The sequence below is a fragment of the Leptothrix ochracea genome, assembly GCF_041083635.1.
In the GTDB taxonomy this organism is placed as follows: domain Bacteria; phylum Pseudomonadota; class Gammaproteobacteria; order Burkholderiales; family Burkholderiaceae_C; genus Sphaerotilus; species Sphaerotilus ochraceus.
In genome coordinates this window covers 1-8,566 of sequence record NZ_JBFPHB010000012.1, presented here as the reverse complement: position 1 = coordinate 8,566, position 8,566 = coordinate 1, and the positions used below count along the sequence as shown (strand labels likewise).

The following is an 8,566-nucleotide window of genomic DNA, read 5'->3' as shown; positions in this document are numbered from 1 at the left end:
TTATGTGCTGATGGCTCACGCGGGTCCGGATGCGGTGATCACGGCTTTGTTGAAGTCCAATGCTCGTTTGGGCCTGATTTTCTTGGACGTCAAGCGCGCAGCTGACAGCATCAGCAAGATCATCTGATCTTTTTGGGGTGCCCGTCTCACGTTTGCGCGAAGCGGTGCAGGGGCTTGTTCCCTCTAGCACGCGCTCCGCTTCGCCTCACTGATGGCCGTGAACGGTTGCTCGTCCACTATTACGCATAACATTTGTCGCAGGGTTCATCATGAAAGACATGGAACCAGTCCAGCTCGCGGAAGGACCCTACCGCGAGCATCGGCTGTGCTACTACGAAGGTCTCTGCCGGACGGTATTGACACTCGATAAAGAAGTTCCGTATCCCGATGGGAAGCTGATCGTTTCCCGTACGGATACCAAAGGGAACATCACCCACGGTAATCAATCTTTCGTTGATATGTCGGGCTTCACCCGGGAAGAGCTGATCGGGCAACCGCACAGCATCCTGCGTCACCCTGACATGCCAGCTGCCGCCTTCGCAGATCTGTGGGCGACTTTGCAGCGTGGAACGACGTGGCAGGGCTACGTGAAGAACCTTCGTAAAGATGGTTGCTATTACTGGGTTTTTGCCACGGCTATTCCCAATATCCGTAACGATCAAGTCATCGGCTACACCTCGGTACGTCGTAAGCCCTCGCGTACCAAGATCAACGAGTGCACCGAGCTTTATACCCGCATGCTCGCCGAGGAGAAGAAAGCATGACCTTCAATCTGACGGCCAGCCCCGACTTTCCCCCTGACAACATCGCAGGCTGGTACATCTTCAATACGTGGATGCAACGCAAGCTGGATGTCCGTATCCACTTCGAGCTCTATGATGACTTTGAGTCACAGCGCCAGGCCTTCGAAGAGGAAAAGGTCGATCTGATCTATGCCAATCCCTTCGATGCGGTCATGCTGGTGCGCGAGAAGGGCTTTGTCGCTGTGGCCGCGCCGGTGGGCAAAGCCGATGAGGCTGTGGTCGCCGTGCTCGATGAGAGCCCGATTCGACACATCGAAGACCTGAAACCAGGGACACGTGTTGCCGCCACGGATGATCCTGACGTCAATATGATTGGCCGGATCATGCTGGAGCCAGCTGATCTGAATGCCAAGAACGTAGCGATGCAAACAGTGAATTCGTACACCTTGGTGGCGAAGAATTTACTGCGCGGTCAAGCAGATGTGGGTTACTTTCTCAAAGATGCCTACGATCAACTCAGCCCCGTGGTTCGCAAGCAATTGCGTCCCTTGGTGACCAGTCAGATCAGTGTTGTGCGCCATGTTCTTTTGGTTTGCCCGCGTTTCAAAGACCATCGAGAACACCTTGTCGAAGCTTTGTTGGCCATGAATGCCGACCCAGCCGGGCAGCGTGTCTTGGAATCCTTGGGCTTGAAAGGCTGGGAGATTCAAACGCAAGAAGACACTGAGTTCATGATCGATTTGATGGATACCTTGACAGTTTGACGGTTGATGTCGGCTGGCGGTCCGTTTTTTCTTCCCCTAATTTCTTCGTGAATGTGTCCAAGGCCATGCAACGCTCCTTCTCGCATACCCTGATGGCGTTGGCCCTAGCAGCTGCTTCCTTGCAGACGCTGGCCGCCGAGCCTCTAGCCGCTGTTTCGTCGGCTTCAGCGCCTGTACCGGTTCGTGCTGGTGATTCAGCGTTGCAACTGCCACCGATCACAGCGCGGGATACGTTGTGGGATATCGCGGGGCGAGCCATTGCGGGGACGCAAGCTGGGGTCAATCGCAATCAAGCCATCGTGGCGATCTTGCGGCGTAATCCAGATGCTTTTGTGGGGGGGCACGTTGATCGCTTGCGCAAAGGGGCTGTCCTGACCTTGCCAACCTTGGCGGAGATTCGGGCTGAAGATTCGGCCAAAGCTTCAGCCCTGATGGCCGAACAGGGTAGCCATCGTCAAGCCAAAGCTTCTGCGTTATATGCCTTGACGGCTGCTGCATCGATGCCGAGTGAGGCGGTGGTGAAGCCCGTGCCAGCAGCGGCGACCAAGATGCCTGTGGTCGCGGTACCGAAGGTGGTGACTCCTCCCGAGGTCGCCACGAGCAGTGCTCGACCGCTGGCGGCTGTCTCGGCGGCCTCGGTGGCGGTGGCTCAACCACCTTCATCGCCGGTGGCCGTTGCTGAAGCAGCGTCCCCGGTGGTTGTGTCGGCGGTGGCCTCCGCTGCCAGTCATACGGCCACAGCGACACCCGTCGTGACCGTGGATACGGGGGCAGGAGGGCATGGGGGTGACGGGAACGCTTGGGCGTGGACCGTTGGGCTGCTCATTGTGACCATTGGTGCCGGGGTTTTGGTTTACGTACTGCGTAGAGCCCCGTCTGAGCAAATGATGGCGGAGGCCGCTGCTGTGATGGAGGCGGCCGCCACCAAACGTGCCTCACTCAGGGCGCCGACCACTGTTTCCACGGCAGCGTTGGATCTGGCCAAGAAGCTTGAGCAGAACGATGCTGCTGTGCTGATGGTGCAGAAAGAGGGTGCTGTTCCACCGCAGGTGCCCAATGTTTTGGCGGAGTCTGCGTTGCGTTTGGTTTTGGCGCGCGCCTACCTTGAACTCAAAGATCGTGATGCCTCGCGCAAGCAACTCGAAATTGTGTTGCGTGAAGGTGATGAAGGCCAAAAAGAAGAAGCCCAAGGGGCGATGGCCCGGTTGTGATGCGCGCATAGAGTCTTGCCACGCTTTTTGAGAGGCGCAGGCAAGATTTTCAATTGGCTTATCTGAGCGGTGAATGTCGGTGTGAGGTATGGATCCCTTGGGGGTCTGACTTTTCAAACCGGTGTCGCCGCTCTTTTTATGACGGAAAGTTCTTCATGAAAGTTACTGTGATCGGGACCGGCTATGTCGGACTTGTGACCGGAGCCTGTCTCTCTGAGATGGGCAACCATGTGCTTTGTCTGGACATTGATCCGGCCAAGATTCGGATTCTTAAGGAGGGCGGCATCCCGATCCATGAACCGGGTTTGCTGGAGGTGGTCCAGCGCAACGTCCAAGCGGGGCGTCTTGAATTCACCACCGATGTGGATCATGCGGTGGCGCATGGCACGATCCAATTCATTGCTGTGGGGACGCCTCCGGATGAGGATGGCTCCGCCGATTTGCAATATGTGGTGTCTGCCGCACGCAGCATCGGTCAGCGCATGACTGACTTTAAGGTGGTGGTCGATAAGAGCACTGTGCCCGTGGGCACAGGAGACAAGGTCAAAGCCGCGATTGCCGATGAGTTGGCCAAGCGTCGGATGACCTTGGACTTTGCGGTGTGCTCCAACCCGGAGTTCCTCAAAGAAGGTGCCGCTGTCCAAGACTTCATGCGACCCGACCGTGTGGTGGTTGGGGCGGAAGATGAACGCGCCATCTTATTGATGCGTGCCCTGTATGCGCCCTTTGTGCGCAATCGCGACCGCATGATGGTGATGGATATTCGCAGCGCCGAATTCACCAAATATGCGGCCAACGCCATGCTGGCCACCCGTATCAGCTTCATGAATGAGCTTTCCCGACTGGCCGAGCGGGTCGGCGCTGATATTGAGCTGGTGCGCCAGGGCATTGGTTCAGATCCTCGGATTGGCACGCACTTTCTCTACCCGGGGGTTGGATATGGCGGCTCTTGCTTTCCGAAGGACGTGAAAGCCTTGGCCAAAACATCCGCTGATGTTGGATTGCCTTCACGCATCTTGGCTGCGGTGGAAGCCGTCAACGAAGATCAGAAGATGGTTTTGGTGAACAAGGTTGTCACCCGTTATGGCGAGGACTTGTCTGGCCGGACGTTCGCGATCTGGGGTTTGGCTTTCAAGCCCAACACCGACGATATGCGTGAGGCACCGAGTCTTGTGATTATTCGGGCTCTTCTGGCGCGTGGCGCACGAGTTCAGGTGTATGACCCTGTGGCGATCGATGAAGCCAAACGCCAGTTGGGGGATGTCCAAGAGGCTGTGAATGATGTTTCATCGGCCCAAGCTGCTGTGTCTGGCGCGGATGCTTTGTTGATCGTCACTGAATGGAAAGAGTTCCGCACACCCGACTTTGAACATTTGGCTGCGGCGCTCAAAGACAAGATCGTTTTTGATGGCCGTAATCTCTACGAGCCGGCCTTGATTCGTTCCTTTGGACTCGAATATCACGCAATCGGTCGCCCCTGAGGCGCGCTGATCCCAACGGGAAGGGCCCGCAAAATGCATGCGGCCCTTTTCCCGGCTGCCCCACTGCGAATATTTACTCGGGAGGACGGGTAATCACCGGGGTGTGCAGCTCAATGATGGCGGAGACGTGATCGCCGTTTTGCTCGATGGACAGTGACGCGTGGCGTCGAGGCAGAAGCGCCCGTACCAGGCCCAAACCCGCGACGCTGGTGGGGCGGTGCTCGACGCGGAAGTTCGATGGCAGCAAACCCTCATTCACCACTTCAAGCCGAATGCCTTGGTGGATCGGCTGTAGCTGACAGCTCAAGGGTGAGTCACTGGTGCTGTGCTTGACGGCGTTGCTCATCAGCTCGTTGATGATCAAGGCAAACGGGATGGACTCCCCATCGGGGAGCAGCCACGGCAGCGTGGCCGGATGCACCTGAAGCTCGAAAATTTGACCAAACGTGTGCTGCACGGATTGGGCAACAGCCTCAACCACATCCACCACGCTCAGCAAACCTTGTGGGCCCGTGGATAGGCCATAGATTTGGGCAATGGCCTGCACTTGGCCGATGACCTCAGTGATCACCCCATGGACCTCGGGGCGGCGTATACCCGCTTGCTTGAGAAGACCCGTGACATCTTGGAGATTGTTGCGAACCCGGTTCTGAACCTCTTGAACCAGCATTTCGCGCTGAGAAACCAAGACACCCAACTCTGCACGTTGGGCGGTGATGTCGGCGGCGACCAGCAAGATGCGATCGGGTTGCTCACCATCCCGGGCCAAAGGAACGAAGCGCGCATCCCACAGAGTCCGCGTGCCTTGGCTATCAATGTGGTATTCGCGCTGGGTCAATATCGTGGGTTGACTTAATGCGGTTCGCATGTCGTCCCGTAGCCGATTGGACAAATCCGGAGGGAAGAGTTGATCGGGTGTGCAGCCAATCGCTTCTTCAGCCGGTACCCCTGCGAGATCGGCTGCAATCGGGTTCATTTGTTCGATGGCCAACGTGCTGGCATCGTGAACCGTGATCGCCATGGGGGCCGCAGCCATGATGCGCTGAAGCATGCCCCGTGCATCGGCCACGCGTGCTTCAGCCATGCGTCGCTGGTCCATATCCATCAGGGCGAAAGTTAATTCACGACCGCCTGAAAGATTAAGGGTGGCAACCATGTTGCCGACCACGAGAAAACGGCGGCCATCGCGCCCTTGAACATGCGCCTCAAATTGCGCTGAATCGCTATCGGCCATCTTTTCGAGCATGGAGGTGCAGTGCCGGAAAGGATGGTCTGGCTCATTCATGGGGGCCACGGAGGCCAAGGGTTCGCCGTAGAAATCTTTCAAATCACCGCAGAACATCCGTCTTGCTGGGCGGTTCAGCCAAGTGATGGTCCCTTGTTGATTCACCGTCACCACACCGACGAGCATGGCATCAAGAACTGCACGGCTGCGGTCACTTTGTTGATGCAGGATTTGAGCAAGGTTGGCCCGTTCGCTGGTGACTGTTTCGAGCTGTTCTTGTTGATAGCGCAGTCGGGACGTTTCAGACAAAACCACCACGGCATCGGCTGTGGGCCCGGCAGGGCCGGCCCGGCGTACGGTCACGGTGTACCAATGCATCAGGCCATCTTCGTAAATGACATGGACCTCATCTTCGAAGATGTCCCCTTGGTCGATACATTTCATCAACTCCGGCGGATTGCGCAGTCCCCCGGTTCTTGCTGCGAGTAAGGACCGTAGGTCGGCGTGGATGGCCCCCCCAGCGTGGAGATGCAAGATGCGCTCAAAGCGGCGGTTACTGCGCACCACTTGATATCCACGCAAGGATGCAATGCCCGCAGGAGAACCTTCCAAAATGGCATGGAGCTCGGCCATCAAATGCTCTGCACGCTCGCGGGCTAATTGTTGTTCCGTGATATCAAATGTGATCACCGATACGCCATGTGCAAGTTGAGGGTCGGGTTCCACGCGGGTCAAAAACCACCGCTCACCTTGCTCTGCATCCCGAATCGCGTACCTAACCTCGCAACGCTCCCCATGTTTGCAGGCATGTTGTAGGCGTTCAAACTCGTGCAAAGAGGAGGGCAGAACCCGATCTCGACTCACGGTCTGATGGCCTTGGGGGCCATGAGAGGTCATCAGATGAGGAATAGGTCCCGCTTTGATGGCTTGGTGCGACAACGCCATTTCACGCTCACGGGTAATGGCAGAGCCTGCCCCCGACATATCGAAAAGGGAGCCTGGTTGGACGCGCCGAGGATCACGGCGCTCTTCTGGCGGGCGCTCATCAAGGGCATACATATAACGCCGCTGCTTGTTGGGTGCCGTATGGCAGCGCAGTAGCGATCGAACCCGCTTGGGCACTTGGTCTGGTTGGCCGGGCACGAAAGCTTCGGGCGTAAACCATGACTGCCCAGGCTCTAAGGGGACGGTCAGCCGAGTCCGACCCCAGTGCAGCAGTAGACGAATTTCTTGAGAGGCTTCGCTCACATCCTCCAAGCGAAAACCAAGAAGGGTATCGAAGGCATGGTTTGCACGTAGAACCCGACCGTTTTCGTCGAGCAACATCATGGCTTGGGGCAGTTGTGCAAACCACTCGTCGAGTTCAAGCAGTTGCATGTCCTGCGACGCACTATCGAGTCCTGACCACGAGTGGGGTGCATCCCCATTAGGGGTGGGTGTTTCACGCAGGATCGAGAGGAAGCGCCGTTGCTGTTCTCGATTTTGAAGAATATAGGTCGCCGCTTGGGTGGCATGGCGCGCACCTTTGTCATCCACGAAGGTTTGATGGGACAAATGGGGCGCACGTGTTTCCGGGGTGGCGTGCAACCAGTCTTGGCGTCGTGACTGCTGCGGGGACTGTTCTTCCGTGGTTTGCCAGCGTACAGGATCTTGACCGATGAGTTGCTCACGTGGAACGCCGATCAAGGCAGCCATCATGGGGTTGGCATCGATCAACCGGAATGACTCATCCTGCAAGATGACAGGAAAGGGAACGCTCCAGAGAATGTCATGGAGCGCTTTTTCTTGTTCGACTTGGATTGATTTGTCGTGGTGTACACGAGGACCAAGCACTCGTCCGGTGGCTTCAATCGGCAGGACCAAGGCCCAGCGTTGTCCCCCAAGTGCCGTGACGACCGGCCCTTGATGACCGTGAACCAGCGATGCTGGCGGTGTGGGAAAAGGAGCGCTTGCCGGTTTTTCGATGGATTCACGGAGCCACTCGAGGATCGTGACATCAAAAACCCGGCCCAGTTCGGACCATCCCATGCCTGCATCGCATGGCAGTGCTTCGAGGGCTGATCGATTGGCATAAATCAGGCGTACCGATGCGTCGAAAACCAGTACAGGCTCCGCAAGGCATTCAAACAGGCTGATGTTGAGCGGGACAGCGTTGGTGATCGCACTCATGAAACATGAAAATGTCCATTTGGAGGCACAGTGTACGCAGCGAACTGTCGGTCATCGGACCGCTTGCTGAAGGATACCTGTGCAAACAGTGGACAAGCACACAGAAAGGGAGTGAACAGTCTTGGTGTGAGTCCTACGTTCTAGGCAGCGTAACGCCGACTTGGCCTTGGTATTTACCTCCTCGGTCTTTGTAGCTCGTTTCGCAAACTTCGTCACTTTCGAAAAACACCACTTGCGCACAACCTTCACCTGCGTAGATCTTCGCGGGCAAAGGGGTTGTGTTCGAAAATTCGAGGGTGACAAAGCCCTCCCACTCTGGCTCGAAGGGGGTGACGTTGACGATGATTCCGCAGCGGGCATAGGTGCTCTTGCCGAGACAGATGGTCAGCACATTGCGTGGAATACGGAAGTACTCAACGGTTCTTGCCAAGGCAAAACTGTTCGGAGGAATGATGCAGACGTCACCGTGGAAGTCAACGAAGCTTTTCTCATCGAAGTTCTTGGGATCCACCACGGTAGAGTGAACATTGGTGAAGATCTTGAAGTCGCGCGCGCAACGAATATCGTAGCCATAGCTGGATGTTCCATAGCTAACGATGCGTTGTCCCAGTGCGTTGGTGCGAACTTGGCTGGCCTCAAAGGGCTCAATCATCTGCTGTTCGGCGGCCATGCGACGAATCCAAGAGTCGCTCTTGATGCTCATATAGATAGAAAGGGAAGTTGTGAAGATGGTCGATGACCGATTCTAGAAGGACCGGATCAAAAGGTGCTGCGTTGCTCAAGGCTGGCCGAGGCGTTCTGCGGACGCACCAAGACAAAAAAAGAATGGGTGCTTGCCCGGAGGGCTTAATACCCACACCCTTGACAGGGATTACGTTTACAGGCAAAATCTCGTTTCTCTGCTGATCACTGACTGATTAGCGACTCGCAAGACGGCGAGAAGTTCTTTAAAAATTTGCAGCCGATAAGTGTG

General features: G+C 56.4%; 6 protein-coding genes. 4 read left to right on the top strand and 2 right to left on the bottom strand.

The window, feature by feature from the left end:
- Nucleotides 1-269: 269 nt before the first annotated feature.
- The 4 genes from AB3X39_RS05480 (at nt 270) to AB3X39_RS05465 (ending at nt 4,199) form a co-directional block, all read left to right on the top strand.
- Nucleotides 270-764: a PAS domain-containing protein gene (locus AB3X39_RS05480; protein WP_369416353.1), complete on the top strand. Its 495-nt coding sequence runs from the start codon at nt 270-272 to the stop codon at nt 762-764.
- Nucleotides 761-1,507, top strand: coding sequence for a phosphate/phosphite/phosphonate ABC transporter substrate-binding protein (locus AB3X39_RS05475; RefSeq protein WP_369416352.1), 747 nt, complete (start codon nt 761-763; stop codon nt 1,505-1,507). Before AB3X39_RS05480 ends, AB3X39_RS05475 begins: the two co-directional genes overlap by 4 nt.
- 47 nt (nt 1,508-1,554) lie before the next feature.
- Nucleotides 1,555-2,718: a FimV/HubP family polar landmark protein gene (locus AB3X39_RS05470; protein WP_369416351.1), complete on the top strand. Its 1,164-nt coding sequence runs from the start codon at nt 1,555-1,557 to the stop codon at nt 2,716-2,718.
- A gap of 155 nt (nt 2,719-2,873) precedes the next feature.
- The gene (locus AB3X39_RS05465) at nt 2,874-4,199 is read left to right on the top strand and encodes a UDP-glucose dehydrogenase family protein (protein ID WP_369416350.1); all 1,326 of its coding nucleotides are present in this window, start codon (nt 2,874-2,876) and stop codon (nt 4,197-4,199) included.
- Nucleotides 4,200-4,272: 73 nt separating this feature from the next.
- Here the strand turns inward: AB3X39_RS05465 and AB3X39_RS05460 are convergent, their stop codons facing one another.
- On the bottom strand, nt 4,273-7,593 hold the full coding sequence (locus tag AB3X39_RS05460; RefSeq protein WP_369416349.1) for a PAS domain-containing protein: 3,321 nt from the start codon (nt 7,591-7,593) through the stop codon (nt 4,273-4,275).
- 133 nt (nt 7,594-7,726) lie between these two features.
- Nucleotides 7,727-8,296 carry a dCTP deaminase gene (gene dcd / locus AB3X39_RS05455; RefSeq protein WP_009453194.1) on the bottom strand — a complete coding sequence of 190 codons (570 nt, stop codon included), beginning with the start codon at nt 8,294-8,296 and terminating at the stop codon, nt 7,727-7,729.
- Between the last annotated feature and the right edge of the window lie 270 nt (nt 8,297-8,566).